The sequence below is a fragment of the Vallitalea maricola genome, assembly GCF_036985595.1.
In the GTDB taxonomy this organism is placed as follows: Bacteria; Bacillota; Clostridia; order Lachnospirales; family Vallitaleaceae; genus Vallitalea; species Vallitalea maricola.
In genome coordinates this window covers 1-23,577 of the sequence record NZ_BTPU01000063.1, presented here as the reverse complement: position 1 = coordinate 23,577, position 23,577 = coordinate 1, and the positions used below count along the sequence as shown (strand labels likewise).

Sequence of the window (23,577 nt, the reverse complement as noted above, 5' to 3'; positions counted from 1 at the left end):
CAGCCCTTTTTTCATTTATATATAATATAATCTATAATGGATTTTCCTTCATGTATTTAATTAATTCGTCGACAGTTGTAAAGGCTAGACTAGTAACTGTGTCTGCACAGCCATAATATATGGCAATTCTTCCTGTCTCTGAATCAGTTAGTGTGGCACATGGGAAAACTACATTTGGTACATCTCCTACACATTCATATAATTCGTAAGGTCCTAGTATGTAATTAGATGAGCGCATTTTTACTTTCCAGAGTTGGTCTAAATCAAGAAGTGCGCATCCCATTCTATATACGTACCCATTACATGTAGTTAAAACGCCATGGTATATTAGTAACCATCCCTCATCTGTTTCAATTGGTACTGGACCTGGACCGATTTTCGTTCCTTGCCAAGCGGATTTGTCTCCTTTTATTGTACTCATTACATGACGATGATGACCCCAATATTCCATATCTTTACTTTGACTGTAGAAGATATCACCAAAAGGTGTATGTCCTGTGTCACTTGGTCTACTGAGCATTGCATAATAATCGCCTATTTTACGTGGAAACAAAACTCCATTTCGATTATAAGGTAAAAATGCGTTCTCCATTTGATGGAATGTCTTGAAATCAAAAGTATAACCCATTCCTATTGTGGGACCATGATAACCATTACACCATGTTATATAATAACGGTCTTCAATAAAACATACTCTTGGGTCATAACGATACTCTTTACGGAGTATTTCTTCATTCTCTCCTTGAAATTCAATAGGATCATGGTTAATATTCCAATGAATTCCATCTTTGCTGAATCCAGCATAGATATTCATACTCACTGATTTGGAATCACATCTAAATACACCTGCGAACCCATCTTCAAAAGGTATAACCGCACTATTAAAAATACTATTTGAACTAGGTATTGCATTTCTATTGATAATAGGATTTTTTGAATATCTCCATATTGGCATAGAATCTTCTTCAGTTCTTTCCTGCCATGGTATATTTTCTAATTTATTTCCAATAATTTTTGCCAATTTCTACTCCTCCAAATCCTACTTAATTCTTTGCCACTGAATCTCGATAAATGATTTTACCATTCACCATGGATACTCCTTTTGTATAATAAGGGGATCTTTCTACTTTTCTTTTAATGAGTTTTACTGTAGTCTTTGCTATGCCTTCAATGTCTACAGCGACAGTTGTTAATTTTGGTTCACAGATATCAGCATATATATCGTTATCAAAGCTTACAATTGAAATGTCTTCGGGAACTCTATAACCTTGTTGTTTCAAGCATTTAATAAAACGATGTGCTGTTTCGTCACAATTACATACAAAAGCCGTTGGCATCTCTTCTGGAAGTTGGAATTCTATTGCTTCGTTATGTGCATCTCTATCATCAATAATCCACTCTTGTCTAATTGGAATTTTTCTTTCCATCAATGCTCTCTTATATCCTAGATATCTATCTGATATACTCTGAGTTACAGAAATTGAACCCACAAAACCAATGTAATAATGTGCATAATTAAGTAGATGCTTGGTAATCTCATATGTGCTGTAAATATTCTCAGAAAGAACACAATCCGTATTGGAAAGTTCATCATAATAATCAACAAATACCTTGGGTAACCTTATCTTTCTAACTTTTGACAAAAATTCTTCCTCTAGGTTTCCAAGAATAATTATACCCTCAATGTTTTGATTACTAATAATTTGTTCCAGTTCCTTTCCATGATTGATAGGATTTACTGTTGTGAGAACTCCAATATAACCAATTTCACTTAAATGCTTTGATATCATTTGATAGATTTTTACATAGAAGTATGCTTTTGTGCCTTCACCAAAATATTTGTGGTCTAAAAATATAGCAATATTCTTCACTTTATCTTTTGAATTTTTTGATAAACGATAGCCAAATTCTTCAGCTTTTTGTAATATCTGTTCTTTTAATTCAGGTCCAACACCATCTTTATCATTTAATGCTTTAGAAATTGTTACTTTACTAACTCCTAATGCATCTGCTATATCTTGCATAGTAACTTTTTTGATTTTCTTCATTGTTAGACTCCCCTTTTTAACATTTTCCTTATCCTTTGACATTATAACATTTTGGGAAACTCATGGCAATAAGTTAAGTATTAATTAGCTAACAAATCTAATCGTTAATGCTTTCTATAAGTAACTGCCCGATACCTACTTGATAACCACACCATCCAAAGATTCCTTGTTTATCTTCTGTAATCATGGCTAAAGGTAATCGACAGTCTTTTATATTGAATCCTTCATATATATCATCTAAACTAAAACTTGATTCAACTAGAACTTTTAGGGATGATACTTCTTTACAAGCCTTCATCAAGGTTGGATCGTCAAATTCTTCTTCATGTTGAATCAATAGGATAACCTCTTTGGATAATTGTCCATATGCTTCTTTTAATTCAATTATCTCGTTAAGCAGATGCTCTGTAGGCTCTGCTCCCGGTTTAATCCAGCAAACAATCCTTTTTGTGTCTATGAATTCATATAAATTACATTGTTCCTTGTTCTTATAGATTAAAGAATAATCTTTTACTGCTACTTGTTTCTTTTCATTATTACCTTTATCTAGAATCAATGGTACCGTTGTGGACTGATCTTTTATAATCTGGCAATTAACAACACGAACCCTGTTGGATTCATCATGTTGTCTATTAGCTGTAATCACTCGATAATATCCTTCTTCTAAGGTATATTCTACTTGATTATCTTCCCAAGGTATTTCATCTAATTCTAAGGTTTTATAGTATCCATTTTCAAAACGTGATACTGTATAGTTTTTATAATATTCCACATGACTATTATCACGTGTTAATATTAGCTTACCAACTTCCTTGGAATCTACATTTTCATCTTCGTAGATGTATTGCCATTGTCTATTTTTATAATAAGCTAATTTTCCATCAGTTTTTTCAATCTTTGCTGGAACACCTAATGAACGTAATACAGCAACGAAGAAAATCTTATGAGATATTTTATTACCGCCTCTTACCTTCAGCATTCCTGTAGGTGAAGTGTTTAGATTGGAGTATTCTTTATCCCTTATCAGGTACAGATTAGATTCCATCCATCTCTTTAACTCCAATGGTTCTTCTCTAAAACATGTCTTCTGTTCCTCTGTAAAGAATGCATTAATCTCTTTCCTATACAATCTTATTTTTTCTATCCATATCCTAGGATTCATAATATATTCAACAAAAATATCTTCTTCCCAATCATCTCTATATTTTATTGAATATGCAAAATGCTCTTCCAAATCCAACGCTAATATATCGGATAGGTCTTTTTGTGGTAAAGCTTTTAACATTTTGACTTTCAGATATAGCTCATCCTCGGAACTATCATCTAAGAAAGTCAGAATCTCTTTATGATTTCCCCTAGCTTTTACTAAGCACTCAGAAATTTCTTTATTAAGTAGTGGAAATCTCTTTGCTTCTTCTTTACTAGTGGCTTCATTGAAGAATGTATCTTCAAATGCTTTTCTCTGCTCTACAGCCTTATCATTTCTTCTTTTCTGCTCTTGCATTTCTTCTTCTGTATAGGGCTGTTCTTCTTCTATACCGCCTTTTGGTGGAATCATAATGAAGTTTTCTATATCTGAAGCCATATATATTTCATCTTTTAAGGTCAAAACCTTATTTTCTTCATGGGAAACATCCATTTTACTATAGGCAAAAGAGTTTCCTTTATATACATAGATCATTAGATCCCCTAGACCTGTTACAAAAGATACATTACCCTGAGCATCAGTTTTTAATTGAGCAATAGGATAAAACTCACAATAATTGACTACCTCAAATCGAACTATTGCATCTTGTACGGGACAATTGTTTTCATCCTTGATCGAAACAGTTATCTTTTTGGTCTCAGCATAATGAGATAAAACATTAATTTCCGTCATTCGGTCTGTTTGTTTTGTAATTACTTCGTCTGAGCAGCGGTTTGAAAGTACACGGCTGTGAATAAGCATTGCTTTTGATGCAGGTAATCTGAACCAGCCATGATTCAACTGTACCTCTGGTTCACAAGCTCCTAAGAAACACCATCCTTTTTCTGTATATACTTCTACCCAAGCATGATTATCATCACAATGGCTCCATCTTGGGGTATAACATTGTCTTGCTGGTATCCCTACACTTCTAAGAGCTGCTACTACAAAAGTTGATTCTTCTCCACATCGGCCAAAAGCATTTTTAATCACTGTGAAAGGAGAACCAGTTCGTGAATTAGTTGACTGATAGGTGGCTTTTTCAAAACACCAATAATTGACTTCAATGGCTGCTTCTTCCATGGTCATTCCTTGAATCCTAGGTGCTAATTCTTCATAAAATACTAAGCTGTAGAATTCCAAATCCTCATTATTTACTCTAAAATGGAGTACGTAATTCAAGAAATCATTATGATCAATTATATCTCCCCAAGGCATATTTTCTTTTACCCATAGGCTATGACGGACAAATTGCAAGAATAGCTTTGGGTCATAATCAGCAATATCGGACAAAGGCATGAATTCATAGAGAAACTTCATACACTCTTGTTCTGACTCATTCATCTCCTGCATCAATGAATAAGGAACTTTTCTTAGTTTCTTTTCATATTCCTCTTGTTCCAATACACTTATTTTTCCATCCTGATAAATTACTACTTGCTCACTTCCATCTTTAGTTAAACAAGAGATTTCAAAGCTTTTACTACAAATTTCAATCCTTGGACAAATAGAAGTTTCCATTTCCATGTCTAAGGCAGTAATATCTGTAGTATAGCTGCCATAATTATCATAATATCTGTGTTCATAATAATAATATTTTCTTAATTCCCATTTTAAGTATTCCACTTCAGGGATATCATAGTTTTCACCTTTGTCAGTAAAAAAGACGAATCCCCATAATTCTGGGTAATGAATATTTACTAATCCAGTTGGTGACCATACCCAGTTTTCTTCAGGGCGGTCTTTCTTAACGTATTTTCCATCAACAGTATCTACATGCCATTGAACTCTGGAGAAATTAACTCTGTAATAATCACCTAAATGTGGCTTTTGTGATTTTGGTGCCATTTCTTTCAAAGAATCAAAAGGAATTACAACTTCCACCATCCAATATTTATTATCTGGATTGATTTCATTTATTTTGCCTTTAATCTTGACAGCTGACTGAAGCCCTTTGATATCCCATCCATTAAGAGGTCTTCCTCCTGTATCACGATAAGGTTTTGTCAAAAATAAATCCCACACTGTATTAAAAGCATTAATCTCAAATTCAAAATAACCATGAGTATCTGAATCTGGATCTATGAAGATTTCAAAATCGTTATCGTGAAAAATAACACAGTCTCTTTCAGTTAAAGTTGCCCATATTTCTTCTCCATGGAGAATTCCACCAAAATAAAAATTCTCATCATCCCATAACATCTTGACTTGTGTGTCCATGTAAGGTTTAGATTTACTGTCTCCTTCAATATCTACAAATAGATTAGTGAATGGAGCATCCTCCCAAAATTCTTTATGTAGGTTTCCATCAAGAACAAAAGGTTTTGTTGCTCGCTTACAATAATATACCGGTGGATTGAAATCAATCTTAGGTATTGGTACTCTTAATGAATTCATTTTTCCTCCTAGTTATGTGTTACAACAGCACCACTGCCGCCATACATCTCTATTTTCCCTTCAACTTCTATTTTCAATATAGTTACATTTTCATGACAATCTTCTGGTGTTAAATCAAACCATATGGTCCCAGGTATATTAAACCAAGGTACACCTCCATGAATTTCATAGTTCAACTCTTTTCCTGAGTGTAATACAGTAGCTTTCTTCACCTTATTACATAAGCCTTTCAAGCATACATTTTCTTTTGGATTATCATATACAAACAGATAAAGGGTTTCTTCATCTTGAGACATTGTAGAGCCACCTAGATAATAACGAGTCATTATACCTTCTTTTGTACCATATATTGCCTCCTCATTATCTCTAATCCAATTACCAATGCCTATTAGAAGTTCTTCTTCTTCTGGTACAATGGTTCCGTCTTCTTTTGGACCAATATCCAATAACATATTTCCACCCATGGTGATACAATCGCAAAACATACGAATCAACTGATTCAAGGATTTGTAATGATTATCATCAGGAACATAACCCCAAGAACTGTTTATTGTTGTACAGAATTCCCAAGGACCTTCAGGTCTTGTAATAGGAAGTCCTTGTTCAGGTGTCTTATAGTCACCATGACCTTGCAATCTTGAATTTATTATCAACTTATCATTGAATGATTTTAAGTAATCCTTGAACTCAGGTAAGCGCCACATTTTTGCACTACGCTCCCAATCTCCATCAAACCATAACAAATCTACTTTTCCATAGTTACTTAGAACTTCTTTTAACTGATTATTATTAAATTCTAAAAATCGTTCCCATGCTTCAAAATCCTGCTTTCCATCTGCTGGATAGGAATAGCCATTAACCTCTGAAAGATCTTCTGGAACTTTTCCATCTTCAAAAACACTGGCATAATCGGGATGAGACCAATCAATTAGAGAATAGTACATACCACATCTTATTCCTCTCTTCTTAATGGCTTCTGCATATTCCTTTATAATATCCCTTTTGGCTGGAGTACTTTTCACCACATTCAAATCACTGTACTGAGTATCAAAAAGTGCTACTCCATCATGATGTTTAGTTGTTAAAACCGCATATTTTGCTCCTGATTTTGCAATAATATCAGCCCAGTGGTCAGCGTCGAATTTTGAAGCAGTGAAACCATCCAGTTGTTTCATATATTTATCATATGGAACACGGTTATGATAAAATGACCATGATTCTGCAACACCATCTACCGCATATATTCCATAATGAATAAAAATTCCTAATCTGGCTTCTTCAAACCATTTTTCCATTAGCTCTCTCCTCCATCCTTGATACTTATCTTTTTTCTTTCTTGGTCTATGAAGCTTAATAATGTACCACTACGATCCGTCCCGTATTCCCAATACATCAATCCATATAGTCCTTGTTCCTGAATATAATCCAATTTATGGAATAGGGAGTCTTGATCTTCATAACTAATAAAACAATCTCCATTAAATAAATAAGGTGCTTTTGCTTCTGTATCCCAATATCGAATAAATCCATTCTTATTAATATACTCTTCTAATAAATCATGAAAACTCGGTCCATAGCCTCCTGTGGTTTTCGCCATCTGCATGAAGCCATGTTGAACATCAGGAACCCCTTCCCACATTCTTGAATAAAAAGCAGCACCGACTACCAGCTTATTGGCTGGTACACCTGCTTTTATATATTTTCTTACAGCTTTATCAGCACTTGCTCTTGATAAATCTTCTTGGTAACTAAACAAGTTTGCATGATGTCCTGTAACAACTGTAAATCCTCCACGAAGGTCATAAGTCATCAATTGAACATAATCAAGATAAGGGTGAATTTTATCCATTTCAGTACATTTAATAAAATACTCATCCCCTGCTGCTGCAATAGTCAACAAGGCATCTTCCATACCTCTTTCATCTAAGTACATACGAAATTCTTTTATCAAATGTGTAAAATTCTCTTTATCTTCTTTAGCTGCATCGATCCCGGCAATACTGATACATGGATATTCCCAATCGATATCAATTCCATCAAGTCCTGCTTCTTCTATTAGATTAATGGCTGATTCAATTAATATCTTTCTGCTTTTCACCGTTTTTGATGCTATAGAGAATCCTCCTGCGCCCCATCCTCCAATGGATAGTACAAAGCGAATGTCAGGATTGATAGCTCTTGCTTTTTCAATGTATGGAATATAAGAAAGAACATCACAAACAACTTTTCCTTCAGAAATTTTTGCAAATGCTAAATTAATTATTTCTGATTTTTTTATATCTTCTTCTTTGAATCTTTTTAAGTCTTTTATTGATACGTAACCAATTAAATTTATGGGGGTCATATGGGGCTCCTTTTTCTCTATATTAAACTAAAAACTCTTGCGTATGGTGCTTCATCCGAGTGATATTCTGGCACATGTACCATATATCCATTATCTTTTTTATCAAATTGAAGCATTTCATTTGATTTAAGACATTTGATTTCTTTAACATTTCCTTCATAAGGTATAAAAACCTCTGTTGTAACAGCATCTGTCTTATTGTTGAATCCTTGAATGGCATATACTGTATCCTCTTTTTTAGTGAAAGCTATACCATCTCTTTTATAAGGTTTGCACACTCTAGTACCATAAATTGCGTCTCCATAGATCTTTAGCCAGTTTCCTAATCCTTTTAATGGACTAATGGCTTCTTGTGGTAAACGTCCATCTGGCTGTGGCGCAACATTTATTGCTAAGTTACCACCTTTTGCAACTATATCAATTAGTAGATTCACAACTTCTCTTGGATCCTTATAATGGTCTTCATAAGAATATGCAAAGGAATTTCCTAAAGTTATACAGCTTTCCCATGGAATACTTAGGGGCTTGTCTGGTACACATTGTTCTGGCGTTACATAATTTTCATAAGCTCCGCCTACAGTTCTGTCAGCACATAACATTCCTGGCTGGAACTTTCTTATTTTATCAATTACTTCACCCAATCTTATATCTTGATTATTCTGCTTACAAACCCATCCAGCATCAAACCACATAATATCGATTTTCCCATACTTAGTTCCTAACTCCATAATTTGATTTTGAGTAAACTGTACAAATCGTTCCCACTCTTCTGGATAATCAGATGGATTATAGGATGGTCCTCTATTCTGATAACTTCCTTTCTCAAATTTTGTACTCCAATAACTATCTATATGCCAATCTGCTTTTGAAAAATAAGCAGCTATACCAATTCCTTTTTTACGAAAAGCTTCAAAAAGGTGAGCACAGACATCTGCGTATCTATGGGTATGGAAAGGGCAATCTCCATTGGTTATTTTATAATCAGAATAACTAGTATCCCACATACAAAATCCATCGTGGTGTTTTGTTGTGAAGATAAAATATCTCATTCCTGCTTCTTTGGCAATTTCAGCCCATTTTTCTGGTTGGAATCGAATAGGATTGAAGGTTTTATTCATGTCAAAATACTGTTTCTTGAACTCTTCTCCTGTTACTTCCCAATCAACACAATTTCTTGACCATTCTGCATCAGCATCGCTTAGTGCCCAAGATTCTACAATACCAATCTGAGAATAGACTCCCCAATGCATCATCAACGCTAATTTTTGATCTTGAAACCATTCAAGTTTAGCAAGTACTTTTGGATCTGTTGGTACTACATAGTGTTCTTCGGTACTATAATTATGAACGCCTTCTTCAACCATGTCTTCTATTTCTTCTAATTGATCTAATTCTGACATATTATCCTCCATTGCTATATATTCTAATAAAGATGGTTATGACTTACATCATAGCCATCTTACATAAGTATTTATTTATTTGTTAATTGCATTTAAACGCATTTCAATATATTCATTAAGGTTAAGTTTTTCTAATTGTTTAATATAACTATCCCAATCTTCATCAACATCTGCCTGTCCAGCAATCCATTGAGCAGTTTTTTCTTTAATGTAATCAGCAATAACTGTCTGAAGATCAGATAATCTTGAACTTTCTTCTGCTGTTGCCCAATAAGGTGGAATAGTATGGGAAACTAAATAAGGTTCATATATTTTATCAACATTATCTTTTTCCTTGAATATAGGATTTTTTTCAACAAATTCGAAATCAGTTGGTATGTATCTTGGTAAAGATTGTGGATATAAATTTGTCCAGCTATATGTATCTTTTTCTTCTTCTGTCAACTTGCTGTTGTCAGTGTAATATTCATCTCCATCTTTGAATACTACTTTGTTCAAAGGACCTCCATTAGTCTGAATAGAATTTTCTAATTCAAACATATTATCCCACCATCTTACAATGATTTCTGGATCTTTTGCATTATCAGTAATAACTACTTGGTTCTTAAGTACTGTTGTTCCATAACTGTCACGGAACCAAAGAGGTTTATCAGTATATTCACTACTCAATACAGGAAGTGGTACCCAATCTGGCATTTCTCCTGCTTCAAAAGGCATGATATCTCCGCTTCCATACATCATGGCAACACCATAAATATCAGTACTTCCTTTTGCTTTCCATTGAGCTTGATCTATAGTAAACATTTCTGGGTCTAATAAGCCTTCACCATATAAATCTCTCATGTATTTAATCATATTTTTGTATGCATCACTATTGGCACCAAATGTTAACTCTCCATCTACCATAGTGAATCCATAGTCATTGACAGGCATTCCAAACCATCCTGCGTAATAACCTAGTTTCTTGTTTACTGGATCGAATGAGAATGGTATTTCATCATTAGGGTCACCATTACCATTGGCATCATTTTCTTTGAATGCTCGTAATACATCTCTTAATTCTTCTGTTGTAGTTGGTACTTCAAGCCCTAGATTTTCTAACCAACGTGTATTGATGTAAGGATTGAAATCTACTTTTGGTGCAGCTAATACGTATGGTACAGAATAAATATGACCATCTGGTGCTGTCATTATTTCACGAACTCCTTCAAGCTCAAGAACTTTTTGGATATTTGGTGCAAATTTTTCAAAGTATCCTTCAAGTGGTATAAATGTTCCCATTTCCACACCAAATCTCAAGATATCAGTTGCAGACATAATCCATCCACCAATACAATCTGCATAATCCCCTGAATTGAGTGATAAGCTATATTTTTCTTTTGCTACCTCATAAGGGAAAAGCTGAACATCTACATTAATTCCTGTTTGCTCTTCTAGTACAGGCATTAAATAGAATTCATCTGTTGTTTTATTTCCATCTGTAAAAATTGAAAAAGAATACTCTTCTTCTGGGTCTACAATAGGTAACCCTTCTTTGTACATCAATCCATTGATTTTTCCATCATCGTCTACAGTTGTATTAATTTCCTCTGTTTTCCCCGTTGAACTTTTACTCGCTTTGTTACCACAACCTGATAATATAATTGTAAGACTCATTACAAAAACTATCATAAGTGGAATTACTTTTTTGTTTCTCATATAAAACATCCTCCTTTAATTAGCATATATAACCAAGTCTTGGTAAAGACTTAAGTTCATACTCTTAGCTATCCTTTTATAGAACCAATCATGACTCCTTTAACAAAATGTTTTTGTACTAATGGGTACATAATCAATACTGGTAAACTTGACACTATGATCAGTGAGTATTTCATCAATTCCATCAATTGTCGCCTTTGTTCTAACGCCTCTTGCTGAGCTGCTGTTGTCACTGTTTGGGACAAATGGCTTTGGTTTTGAACTAAGATTGATCTTAGTACAAGCTGTAATGGAAACTTTGATTCTGTTTTCATATATAATAATGAGGAAAAATATGAATTCCAATGTCCTACCCCATAATAAAGCACCATGATAGCGATAATCGCTTTTGATAAGGGTAACGCAATCTTGAAAAAGAATTTTGTCTCTGCGCATCCATCAATGGCTGCAGCATCATACAACTCCTCTGAAATATTCATCTTAAAGAATGTTCTTGCCACAATCATGTTATAAACACCCAATGCTCCTGGCAAAATCAAAGCAAACATAGAATCTAATAAGTGTAGATTTTTTACTACTAAATATGTAGGAATCATTCCCCCGTTAACAAACATAGTGATTACATAGAATAGAGTTACTATTTTCTTTCCCCCGAATCTATTTCTTGACAAAGCATATGCTGTTGGCAATGTCAAAGTCAGATTCAACATAACACCACAAAATGTATAGAATAAAGAATTTACAAATCCTGTAACAACTTGGGCATTCTTGAAAACTTCCATATATCCATCAAATGTCAGCCCCACAGGGAATAGAAATACTTTACCACTAGAAACCGCTTCTGGATTACTTATGGATGAAATAATTATAAAGTACAACGGATATGCTACTATAGCAAAGATTATAGTAAGTATCACAAAGATAATTCCGTCATATATTTTGTCTTGTTTTGAACGTTTTTTTCTCCTCAATTTTAATCTCTCCTTACCACAAACTAATACCAGATAGTTTTTTAGATATTTTATTTACTACAATCAATAGAACTGCATTTATTGCTGAGTTAAACAACCCAATTGCAGAAGAATAGGAGATATTATTATCAATAAGACCTACTTTATACACATATGTAGAGATTACTTGAGATACACTTAAGTTCAAATCATTCTGCAATAAGAAAACTTTTTCAAAACCTACGGATAAGATACTTCCACAACTAAGAATCAATAAAATTGTTGCTGTGGGTATGATACTTGGAAAATCAATATACCTGACAATCTGAAACTTAGTCGCTCCATCAACGATTGCCGCTTCATGCAACTCTGGACTGACTGACGACAACGCTGCGAAATATATTACTGAACTCCAGCCCATTCCTTGCCAAACACCTGACCATACGTAAATATGCCTCCAATAACTTTTTTCAGCCATGAAATTTATACTGTTTCCCCCAAAAAATTCAATGACATTATTAATGATACCCACACTAGGCGATAAGAAAAGTAACAACATACCACACATAACTACTGTTGAAATAAAATTTGGTGCATAAGTAACTGTTTGAATTACCTTTCGATACTTTTTATGTCGAAAAGAATTCAGTATCAATGCTAAGAGAATTGGTATTGGAAATCCTGCTATCAATGAATACAGGCTAAGAACAAATGTATTCTTTATTGTTGTAAAAAAATAAGGTGAATCAAAAAATCTTGTAAAGTGTTGTAATCCCACCCAAGGACTCCCAAAAAAACCTAATTTAGGATTAAAATTTCGAAATGCTATTTGAACTCCGTATAAAGGGATATAACTAAAAATAAAGGTAATAATAATCCCCGGAAGTACAAATAACCATAACGGATAATCTTTCTTAAACTGCTTCACGAATTTCTTTTTTTTATTTTTTCCCTTCGATTGCTTCATAACCCTTGTGCTCATAAATTATCACCTAATCCTTTTCATAATACTTCTTTGTTAACAAATATAAGTAATGTTACTTAACAACTACTAACTTATGTTTATTAATTTACCATTATTAGTTACTTTTGTCAATAACTTTTTTGTTTTTTCCTTTTATTTTTGTGTCAAATGCACTATATTAACATTGTTTCAGTTATGTTTTAGTGAATCATTGATATATTGTTTAGTTTTAAATTTTAATCTCAAGGATAGTCAATTACCTAACTTTTACTTTATTTTTGTTCATTTGTTTAGTATACATATACTTTCCATCTATTCACTGACGGCATTAAATCTGACATAATTCTATACAAAAAACAAACACGGAATTAAACCGTATTAATATGGATATCAATGAAATAGACTATAATCACTATATAACCTTCTTGCAACGGCTTATTGCCTTGATGCAACAAAGCATTGCTTGATTGTAAAGGAAACAGATGTTAAAATTTATAGAAGATATCCATCTAATCTATGGAATGTTAGAAGATATAATTGGAGGTTTAGAAAATGAAAGCAAATATTGGTGATAAAATTAAACTACTTAGAGAACAAAGTAAAATGTCTCAATAAGAACTAGCCGCCAAACTCAATGTGACAAGGTATTATGAAGCAAGAAATGTATTATGGTATGGTCTATTATAGCTATGACAAATTAGTGAAAGCTATAAATAAGTACATAAAGTATTATAATGAGAAAAGAATTAAAGAAAAACTAAGATGGATGAGTCCTGTTGAATACAGGCTCAACCTCTTGGCTGTATAGAGAAATAGCGAAACAGTATAAACTGCTTCGCTACAAAGTCTAACTTATTGGGGACACATCACATTGAACGTGTCTTTAAGATGACGTAAAGGTATTAAGAATTACATACTAGGAATAGTTTATCCTATTCTATTAGTTCTATACAAGTGCCCCGCCACCATCTACGATTATGAACTGACCTTGAACATAGCTGGAAGCATCGCTGGAAAGATAAAGTACTGTACCATTTAATTCTCCTTTATTTCCTGGGCGTCCTGCAGGATTCATAGTGTTATATGCATTAAGGAACTGCTCTGATTTGAATAAAGTTCCGGCTGTCATCTCTGATTCAAAAAGTGCAGGTCCAATAGCATTAACAGTAATACCGTATTTTGCATAGGAACAAGCCATACCTTTTGTTAAGCCAAGAACCGCTGACTTAGAAGCATTGTAGGAATGTCTAATAAACAAATCATTTTTGTCAGCAATGACTGCGTTGACAGAAGCAACATTGACAATTTTACCATATCCTCTTTCCTTCATTTGTGGAACTACATATTTGCTGGTTAAGAAGATACCTTTTACGTTGGTATCAAAGGATTTATCCCACTCTTCGATTGTCATGCTGTCTACACCACCACGTACGGCAATACCAGCGTTATTTAATAATATATCAATATGACCAAAGGTATTAAGTACTGTCTCTATTGCTATTTTTACACTTTCTTCATTGGTAACATCACAAACTACAGCAATAACTTTACGGCCTGTATTCTCGATTTCAGCTTTTACTTCGTTTAGTTTTTCAATACGTCTTGCCAATAATGCAACATCTGCTCCAGCTTTTGCATAGGCAAGGGCCGCATCTGCTCCAAGTCCTGAACTTGCTCCTGTTACTACAGCTACTTTTCCAGTTAAATCAAATAAATTTTCCATGTGTAAACATCCTTTCCTCTTATTATATTAAAGGAGATAATAGTATCTCCAATTATTAACTTATATACGCCCTGTTTCCATAAATGTTGTACGATCATAGCGTCCTGTTAACAAATATGGAACGACATCATTAGCTTCTAATTTCTCTATTAATTTTAATTTATGTACTAACAAGCTATTCTTAGAATAAGCGCCGCCTATGATGGTATTAATTGGGAGTTCTGCCCATGGGTCATCAATACTTGACTTTAAATCAAGTGACACTATCCCCGGATCCCATGATTGGTAATTATATTCGCACTGATTCATAAGTAATGCTCCATTTAGGAAATGGGATTCACCATTTTCATCTGGTTGACGGTCAAAGTGGAAATAGAAACCCCCTCCAAATGTCTGTTTTCCTGCTGCTGGGAATTGATAAAGAGCAGCAGTCAGAGGATTATTATATTCCCCTAATTTCATTGTTGCTTCTACAAGCTGTGTCCCTCTTCTGGTTACTCCTGCTGTTACCGTATCACCATTTCTTCTAATAACAAATTCTGCTCCTAGCTTCTTAGGAATACTTCCATTGTCACGACCACATTGTACTGCCATCTCGGCTCCAGGTCCTCCAAGTACTAAGCCCAGCGTATATAAGCCAAGGGATTTACCATAGGTAGCATAAACGCCTAGAATTGCTTCATAGTAGTCATCTGCAAATGTTGGATTATTAACATGGCAAATAGATAGAGTTACTACCGGCATAGAAAATGGTTTTAATGGTGGAGGCAATATCCTTTTAATTGCTGCTGGGTCAGTAAGATAACTGATGTAGAGTCCTTCCTGATTATCCATGAGAGAGATCTTCCCGAAGTGCGGAATGTCTTCTTTGGGAACTCTAAAGCTTGGAGCTTTATGTTTTTCTATAAATAGTCCACGTCCAACTTCATAACCTGTACGTACTGCAGGTGCAATTATTCCATCTTTTATAGCACTTCCTATTAATTTCACTTTTACATTCTTTGCCTCTAATTCAGAAGCCAAAGATTGATCCGGTCTAAATCCAAGGCAAAGTACTATTGCATCTACAGATACAGTTACTTTCTTATGGTTTTCCAATTCCTCAAGTACAACACTATCTGTTTTTATCTCTTTCAAGGAATGTCCCAGTAAATAATTGACATCAGATTTAGCCAAGCGTCCACAAACATCAGCTACATTGGTATGGTTTGCATTTGGTGCTGGTTTGTCAAGCATATCAATAATTGCAACATGATTTCCCTCTGCACACAAATATTCTGCTGTCTCAAGTCCTGTAAGTCCTGCACCGATAACAGCTACTTTTTTCCCTTTTAGTTGAGATTTACCTGAAAGTACCGATTCTACCGTCAATACATTGTCACCATTTACCCCAGGAATTTTTTTAGGAACGATTGATACAGAGCCTGTAGCAAGAATTACTGCATCCGGTTTATATGCCATAATCCTATCTGTAGTTGCTTCTGTATTTAATTTTACTTCTACTCCAAGTCGTTCAAATTCACTATTATAGTAATCTGAAATCCACTGCATACGTTCCTTAAATGGCGGTTTCTTAGCCAAATTAATGGTTCCTCCAAGTTCACTTTGGCGATCAATAAGAGTCACTTTTACCCCACGTAGTGCAAGGGTCTGTGCTGCACACATTCCAGCGGGACCGCCACCAACAACAATTACAGTATGTCCTTTGGTATCATGCACCAGATTCCCATATTTTCGTTCTCTTGCATATCTTGGGTTTAATGCACATTCTGGTGGTAAGCCGGCGGCATTATATTCATTCAAACTTTCAAAGCAACGCAGGCAGGAGATACATTTACGTAATTCTTTTTCTCTTCCCTCGTATACTTTTTTACCCCACTCTTCATCAGCATTCCAAGTACGCCCCATGGAAACAAAGTCTACCACACCATCTTCTAGGAATTTTTCTGCTACTGCAGGTTCTCTAATAACTGATACACCAATTATAGGAATTTTTACATGACTTTTTACTGCTAAAATCATGTCATGTCTCCAACCTTGTGGGAAAGAAATAGGTTCAATGCAGGTCATTCCTGTTTCATATAATCCACAACTGCAATCAATAAAATCAATACTTGCCTTCTCTAAAGCCATGGCTATTTTTACACCATCTTCAATATGTATATATTCTTCTGTTACACCGGTCTTATCTAGAAATTCTTCTACACTTAATCGAACGCCTATTGAGAAATCTCGACCACATTCTTTACGAATTCCTTCAATAATTTCAGTAATCATTCTTAGACGGTTTTCAAAACTTCCACCATATTCATCTTCTCGTTTATTTGTATAAGGAGACAGAAACTGATGTAGCAGATACCCATGTGCTGCGTGCAATTCCACGCCATCACAACCTGCCTTTTGTACTCTGACTGCACCTTGAATAAACTGTTGAATCAATTGTTTTACTTCATCTACGGTGAGTGCACGTGTTTCCTGTTTTAATAATTTACATGGAATTGGAGATGGTGCAACTACTGGCTGACCTCCGATAAGCTTAGAGACCGTTTCACGTCCTGGATGATGCAGCTGAATAAAAATCTTGCTGCCGTGCTTATGTACTGCTTCTGCAAGTTTAGCCAGCGGTTCAATATGCCTATCCTTTGTAACTGATAGCTGTCTCATAAGGCCTGCTCCATGCACATCATTGATACGCGTAATTTCTGGTATGATAAGTCCTGCACCGCCAATCGCTCTTGCTTCATAGAAAGTAATCATTTCTTCAGACGGTGTTCCATCAAGATTGGCAAGTCCACACCCCATTGGAGACATGACTAAACGGTTCTTAATAGTTACCTTTCCAATGTTTCCTGATTCAAATAATTTGTTATACATTTTTTACCTCCTGATTATATAAACCAACGTTATAATGTCATAAGGATACATGAAAAACAGTGATTTCTCAACGTGTATGATGAATGATAAAAATTTGACAATTTGTTCATGGTGCACTATAGTAAAATTATTATTTAAATTAATTATTATAGAAATGAGGGAAACTATGACATTTACAAAGTTGGTAGATAGAATGTCAGAAGAATATTCTATAGATATCTTATCTAAAGGAGAAGATTTAGAAATACAGGATGTAGCTTTGATTGATAACAAGCATGAAAATACCATTAAGAGTACTCTTTATTTTGGTTATGATAAACAATTAAGAAATAGAGTGTCTGTTCCATCTCAATGCATTATTGCACGCACCAATTGCACAACACCTCCCCTTTCCACTGTGGGTAATGTTGCTTTGGTATCAGAAGACTCCTTATTTACCATATTCAATGATGCAAAAACTTTGATTGAAACAACTCGTCGTAAAGGAATCTTTGAGGAACTTACTGCTCTTGCAGATAAAACCCATAACATTGATACCGTTATAGATGCTGCCTCTGTAATGCTTGGAAATTCTTTGCTTTTCTGTGATATGAACTTTAAAATCATTGCCAGTTCTACATCTATTCCTGTCGTTGATCCTCTTTGGAAAGATAATATAAAACAGGGATACTGCTGTTATGAATTTATAAGCCAGATAAAAGAATTGAAAACAATACGAAATACATCTGAGACTACAGCAGCTGTAGAAGTTACCTGCACAAAATCTCCTTATCGTAAGTTAAGCAGTAAAGTTTTTCATAATCGAATACAGATTGGATTTCTATTGATGATTGAAGGAGAGAACAATTTTCTTCCTTCCCATTTTGAAATGCTAAGCACAATAAGCCATGTTATCAGCTATACCATTGATTATTATACACCGGATCTATTTGAAGGAAATAGTCTTTTCCATGATTTATTATATGATATGCTGATTGGAGCGCCTTCCAAGGATATTATGCCAAAACTCACAAAACTTCATTTTCCATCCAAGATGCTGGTTTTATTCATTCGCCCTACAAGATATCTGGGAAGACAGTATTTGAAAAATTTTATATGTAAGAATCTAAAAGCACGAATTCCGGGTACCCATGTTACCTATCATAAAAACGGTATCGTTGCAGTTATTCCGTTAAAAGAAGATGCTGAAACGGATCAGGAACTGCTCAAAATATTGAAGGACTTTTCCAAAAAGGAACATATACGAATTGGCGTCAGTAATTCTTTTACCAGTATTGAAAACTTTGTAAGCTACTATGAACAAGCTTATGCAGCATTAGAGCTAGGTCAGAAATTAAAACCAGAAGAATTGGTATGCCGCTATCTAAACTATCAGGTTTTTGATTTGTTTTCGGAAGTAAAAAATCCTGATAGATTAGGACGATTCTGCCATCCTGCTTTGGCAATTCTTAGGCAGTATGACCATAAAAACAGTTCGCAACTATATAAAACCCTATGTATCTTCATAGATAAAGGATGTAGCATTAAATTAGCTTCAGAGAGCCTATATATTCATCGAAATTCCCTTGTCTATCGTTTAAATCGTATCACTGAGATATGCCGAATTGATCTTTCAGATACTCATACTCTTTTCTTGCTTCGGCTTTCTTTCCTCATAGATCGATATAATGAACTGAATTCAAGCATAGAATGGCAATAATCCTCTTTTAGCTACTTACTAAAATAACAAATTACCACCGAGATAGAAGATTATCCGGTGGTTTATTTTAAAATCTGTAAATGAGACGAAGGAATTATTTGCAATTTGAACTATGCAAAACTCTATGACGGATTCCTCATTAGATAAGTCATAATCTCCCGCAATTGGCTCCTTTCCCCATATACCTGTGCGATGATATTTAAGAATAAAAATCTTTCTCTTATTCCTCAATATTAGAATGAGAAGCGTAATATACCATTCTTTTTTGATACTTAATAATTGGTAAAGCACTTACCAATCCTAATATGCCTAATATAATTACCTCAAAAGACATAAGCCCTTTGTAGATATAACTCCATACAGCAAAGGCCAAAAAAATTCTAAATCTATTGGTGCCTCAAAATTAATAATAAGTATATTGTTATGCTTTTATGGCCCAACGCATTTTAGTAGAACGAGCACGACTATTAAGACGACATTCCTCTGTTGATGGTCTAATAATGTCCGGAGCAATTTCTTGGTAGACACCTTCACGTAATAAACGCTTAAAGGATTTTTTAACGAGACGATCTTCTCCTGAATGAAAAGAAAGTATCGCTACACGTCCTCCTGGAGCAAGGCTATCAGGAAGTTTTTCCAAAAATTCATATAATACTTCGTACTCATTATTAACATCAATTCTTAAAGCTTGAAAAGTTCTTTGACAAGATTTTTTAATCTCATCTTTTCTTTTATCTATTGGGATGAATTGTAGAGCATCATTGATTATACATTGTAACTGGGTTGTTGTTGTAATATCTGTCCCTTTTTTTATTTTAGATATAATAGCACGAGATATTTCTTCTGCATAAGGTTCATCTGCATTTTCAATCAACATGCCTTGTAACTCATCTTTTGAAATTTCTTTTAATCGCTCCGCAGCAGATATACCCTTGTTGGGATTCAATCTTAAATCTAGGGGGCCTTCATTCTTATATGAAAATCCTCTATCAGGATTATCTATTTGCATCGAAGATACACCTAGATCCGCTAATACAAAATTCAGCGGTCCTGACCCGGCTGTTATTTGATCTATGTTGGAAAAGTTCATTTGCTGGATAGTTAAAATTTTATCATCATAGCCTAACTTCTCTAAACGCTCCCTAGTACGTGTTAATTCAATAGAGTCAACATCCAGTGCATACAAATGTCCTTTTGAGTCTAGACATTTAAGCATTTCCAAAGCATGACCACCATAACCTAATGTTGCATCTAATCCAATTTGTCCAGGAACGATTTGTAAGAATTCCAATATTTCTTTCACGCAAATCGAAATATGCATACCCGCAGGTGTACTCCCTTTACGAATAACATGTGCTACTGTATCCCCATATTTTTCTGGCTGGAGTTCTTTATATTTTTCTTTATAAGATCTAGGATGAGTCCCTTTATATCTAACACGTCGCTTATGTTTTTGTTCTTGCTTATCCATTGTATAACCTCTCTTTTTTTATAGGTATTATTAGTGAATTGTAACACCATTTCTACAAAATTTATATTTTCTGTGCAACTATTAAAAATCTATGTTTAGTACCTTTTAAGAAATGATAAGACTATCATAGGATAATCCACGTAAAAATTATATCATTCACCAACATGCCAGTCAATTTCATTTCCTATAACCTAAGATATTAAGACTGTAAATGCTATAATCAAAATATAGGAAAGTTCCAGCATGAAAATGTAGGAATTTATACATTTTTGTTTTAGCATTTTTGTTATAATTGTGCCATCAATCCATGTGGAAGGGGACACAATTATGTGAGTAGATATTCAGATTTTTATTAAACAATACCCAAAAGAGGAGAGATGCCTATTGATAAGTAGTATGTTGTCAACGCAAACGATTATTAATATTAAGATACCAAAAACAAACACCCTCCAAAATAACTCAAAAGGTGTTTGTTTTTATAAGAACTATATTAGTTTAGATTTTTCCAGTAATCTTTCTATAATTAGTGCAACTTCTGCTCTTGTTATATTGCCTTTTGGTGCTAGCGTATTGCTACTGGTTCCAGATACAACACCAGTTTTCAGACAAGAGACTATACTTGATTTTGCATAATCTGCTATATCTTCAGCATCCGAATATCCTTTCAGAACAGTATAATTTTCATTATCTTTCAATGAAGATTCCAGACCGGTAATCTTCATGGCTCTAGCTATCATTGTCATGGCCTGCTCACGAGTGATTTTATCGTTAGGCGCGAATGTGCTTTCATTATATCCGTTGATAATTCCGTATTTACTTGCTGTCTCAATGTAACCGGAGAACCAGTTTGTTGCTTTTACATCGCTAAACTTATATTCTCCTCTTCCTGTTTCAAGTCCAAGTGCTCTGACGACAATAGCCGCAAACTCGCCACGGGTGATGTCACCGTCTGGGTTATAATTGCCATTACCCATGCCGGTCACAATCATTCTGGAACCCATATTGTTAATAGCATCCTTCGCCCAGTGATTTACTATATCTGAGAATTCAATGGTATATGATACGACTGTATAGATACTGTTGGTTAGGCTATTGATTTTAGCATAGTATTTTCCATTTATTTGAATTATTTGAGTCGGCACATGGCGTACCGTTCCATCAGGACTTACAATAATACCTGTTGTAATTTTGGTCCGGTCAATGCCGTCCGGAATTGCAACAGTTCTTTCAACATAGGAATTGAATCTGCTGACATTAACCATTTTGTCGCTACATGTGCAATTAATTACGAATTCTACAGCCGGAACCATAATGGCAAAATCACCTGTCTTAGCAGCGTTCTCGACCATTTTGACGACATTTGCAGAAGGCTTAGCAATTTCAATTTCCACTTTTATGTCTTGAAGTGATACATTCTGCCCTAACTGCATGGAAACCGAATCAATATCTAATTCCGATGCGGGTAGGGTATAGGTTGCAGAAGCGGTCTTGACCTCCAACATTGCTTCCTTTGTCTCCATATTCTTGACTATCTGTCCACTCAATCCTGCAATGGCAACATCAGAGTCGTTTGTTACGGGGATTATCACCTTTGGTTTGTTGTTTTTTGTTTTAAGAATTTTTTCGAGTTTAGCTGTATTAACTGATTTTCGTTACTGTTTGACCGCTTACTGTGGATGTGATGGCACTTCCAGCATATTGGATTTTTCCATCTACGATTACAGATACATCGGAAGATTGATCCGTGGTTGTGGTTGATAATGAATCATCACTTCCTCCCCCTCCAGAGTAATAATAAATTTTTCTTTCTGGCAGCGTTACGGCTGTACTGGTTATTTCTGTCAGGCTTCCACTGTTGAATGCCAGCTGGGCGTTATCGACCTGCGCTTGGTTTGTTGCTCCTAAGTCTGTAAAGGTGGCTACTCCTGCGCTTACTGTTGCTGTGGTTGTTCCTGTCAGGTTCCATGTTCCTGAGTCTTTTTTACTTGCTATTATGATTGTCCCATTGTCACTTGTACATATATTTCCAAATTCATCTACCGCGTTTACCTTAGGCTGTTGTGCAAATTGTCCTCCATTGGCTGATGGTGCTGTTATGTCTTGATTTACTTTCATCCCATCTACTGCTGTGTGTACGGGCGTGATGTTGAGGGTATTTGTTGCTGGGGTATTGATTCCTGATATACTTAGCCCTATTGTTTGAACATCTGCTTTGTTGAGGATTAGGTCTGCTGTTCCTACCCCGTCAGTGAAGGTTACTGTTACATCTGTTGAACCGTCTGCTTCTAAGGTTGTCCCTCCAAAGCTTCCATAAGTTGTATCGGGTGCTGCTTCATATCCTGTTATGGTTACCGATTTGTTTCCGTCATAGTTCGTGTCTGTATTACCCAATTTATCTTTTACTGTTAGTGTTATTGTATTGCCTGTTCCTGCTGTTGGTTCTGTTGTGGCCGCTGTGGCTGCTACTGTGTAGGCTCCTTGTGGTGCTGGCAGCGTTACGGCTGTACTGGTTATTTCTGTCAGGCTTCCACTGTTGAATGCCAGCTGGGCGTTATCGACCTGCGCTTGGTTTGTTGCTCCTAAGTCTGTAAAGGTGGCTACTCCTGCGCTTACTGTTGCTGTGGTTGTTCCTGTCAGGTTCCATGTTCCTGAGTCTTTTTTACTTGCTGTTATGATTGTCCCATTGTCACTTGTACATATATTTCCAAATTCATCTACCGCGTTTACCTTAGGCTGTTGTGCAAATTGCCCTCCATTGGCTGATGGTGCTGTTATGTCTTGATTTACTTTCATCCCATCTACTGCTGTGTGTACGGGCGTGAT

15 protein-coding genes and 1 pseudogene are annotated in these 23,577 nt (G+C 35.1%); 2 read left to right on the top strand and 14 right to left on the bottom strand.

Annotated elements, in window-relative coordinates:
* Positions 1 to 31: 31 nt before the first annotated feature.
* The 9 genes from AACQ14_RS17405 to AACQ14_RS17365 all read right to left on the bottom strand — a co-directional run bounded on the left by AACQ14_RS17405 (position 32) and on the right by AACQ14_RS17365 (position 12,801).
* Positions 32 to 1,021: a glycoside hydrolase family 130 protein gene (locus AACQ14_RS17405; protein WP_339364861.1), complete on the bottom strand. Its 990-nt coding sequence runs from the start codon at positions 1,019 to 1,021 to the stop codon at positions 32 to 34.
* A gap of 22 nt (positions 1,022 to 1,043) precedes the next feature.
* Positions 1,044 to 2,048 carry a LacI family DNA-binding transcriptional regulator gene (locus tag AACQ14_RS17400; protein ID WP_339364860.1) on the bottom strand — a complete coding sequence of 335 codons (1,005 nt, stop codon included), beginning with the start codon at positions 2,046 to 2,048 and terminating at the stop codon, positions 1,044 to 1,046.
* A gap of 97 nt (positions 2,049 to 2,145) precedes the next feature.
* Positions 2,146 to 5,631 carry a transglutaminase domain-containing protein gene (locus AACQ14_RS17395; RefSeq protein WP_339364859.1) on the bottom strand — a complete coding sequence of 1,162 codons (3,486 nt, stop codon included), beginning with the start codon at positions 5,629 to 5,631 and terminating at the stop codon, positions 2,146 to 2,148.
* A gap of 8 nt (positions 5,632 to 5,639) precedes the next feature.
* Positions 5,640 to 6,926, bottom strand: a complete 1,287-nt coding sequence (locus tag AACQ14_RS17390) for an alpha-L-fucosidase (protein WP_339364858.1) — start codon at positions 6,924 to 6,926, stop codon at positions 5,640 to 5,642.
* Positions 6,926 to 7,975, bottom strand: coding sequence for a glycoside hydrolase family 18 protein (locus AACQ14_RS17385; RefSeq protein WP_339364857.1), 1,050 nt, complete (start codon positions 7,973 to 7,975; stop codon positions 6,926 to 6,928). Before AACQ14_RS17385 ends, AACQ14_RS17390 begins: the two co-directional genes overlap by 1 nt.
* A gap of 17 nt (positions 7,976 to 7,992) precedes the next feature.
* Positions 7,993 to 9,375, bottom strand: a complete 1,383-nt coding sequence (locus tag AACQ14_RS17380; RefSeq protein WP_339364856.1) for an alpha-L-fucosidase — start codon at positions 9,373 to 9,375, stop codon at positions 7,993 to 7,995.
* Between the two features lie 75 nt (positions 9,376 to 9,450).
* A complete protein-coding gene (locus tag AACQ14_RS17375) occupies positions 9,451 to 11,073 on the bottom strand; it encodes a type 2 periplasmic-binding domain-containing protein (protein WP_339364855.1) in 1,623 nt (540 codons plus the stop codon).
* Positions 11,074 to 11,141: 68 nt separating this feature from the next.
* Complete coding sequence (locus tag AACQ14_RS17370; protein ID WP_113673354.1) at positions 11,142 to 12,044, bottom strand: carbohydrate ABC transporter permease; 903 nt, start codon at positions 12,042 to 12,044, stop codon at positions 11,142 to 11,144.
* 13 nt (positions 12,045 to 12,057) lie between these two features.
* Positions 12,058 to 12,801 (bottom strand): ABC transporter permease, encoded by a 744-nt coding sequence (locus AACQ14_RS17365; RefSeq protein ID WP_339364854.1) that lies wholly within the window; start codon positions 12,799 to 12,801, stop codon positions 12,058 to 12,060.
* 829 nt (positions 12,802 to 13,630) lie between these two features.
* Between AACQ14_RS17365 and AACQ14_RS17360 the strand changes: the two are divergent.
* A pseudogene (locus tag AACQ14_RS17360) lies at positions 13,631 to 13,795 on the top strand (IS3 family transposase); the annotation flags it as partial.
* Between the two features lie 138 nt (positions 13,796 to 13,933).
* On the opposite strand, the gene AACQ14_RS17355 reads toward AACQ14_RS17360, so the two are convergent.
* Together AACQ14_RS17355 and AACQ14_RS17350 are read right to left on the bottom strand one after the other, a co-directional pair.
* The gene (locus AACQ14_RS17355; protein WP_339364853.1) at positions 13,934 to 14,710 is read right to left on the bottom strand and encodes an SDR family NAD(P)-dependent oxidoreductase; all 777 of its coding nucleotides are present in this window, start codon (positions 14,708 to 14,710) and stop codon (positions 13,934 to 13,936) included.
* Between the two features lie 60 nt (positions 14,711 to 14,770).
* Positions 14,771 to 17,584, bottom strand: coding sequence for an oxidoreductase (locus AACQ14_RS17350; RefSeq protein ID WP_339364852.1), 2,814 nt, complete (start codon positions 17,582 to 17,584; stop codon positions 14,771 to 14,773).
* A 166-nt stretch (positions 17,585 to 17,750) separates the two neighbouring features.
* Here AACQ14_RS17350 and AACQ14_RS17345 point away from each other — a divergent pair, with 166 nt between their 5' ends.
* Positions 17,751 to 19,283 (top strand): PucR family transcriptional regulator, encoded by a 1,533-nt coding sequence (locus tag AACQ14_RS17345; protein WP_339364851.1) that lies wholly within the window; start codon positions 17,751 to 17,753, stop codon positions 19,281 to 19,283.
* 421 nt (positions 19,284 to 19,704) lie between these two features.
* Here AACQ14_RS17345 and rsmH read toward each other — a convergent pair whose 3' ends face one another.
* From rsmH to AACQ14_RS17330, 3 genes are all read right to left on the bottom strand, one after another.
* Positions 19,705 to 20,754 (bottom strand): 16S rRNA (cytosine(1402)-N(4))-methyltransferase RsmH, encoded by a 1,050-nt coding sequence (gene rsmH / locus AACQ14_RS17340; RefSeq protein WP_339364850.1) that lies wholly within the window; start codon positions 20,752 to 20,754, stop codon positions 19,705 to 19,707.
* Between the two features lie 485 nt (positions 20,755 to 21,239).
* Complete coding sequence (locus AACQ14_RS17335; RefSeq protein WP_339364849.1) at positions 21,240 to 22,103, bottom strand: S-layer homology domain-containing protein; 864 nt, start codon at positions 22,101 to 22,103, stop codon at positions 21,240 to 21,242.
* A gap of 289 nt (positions 22,104 to 22,392) precedes the next feature.
* The coding region (locus tag AACQ14_RS17330) for a hypothetical protein (protein ID WP_339364848.1) at positions 22,393 to 23,577 on the bottom strand (1,185 nt) is incomplete at its 5' end.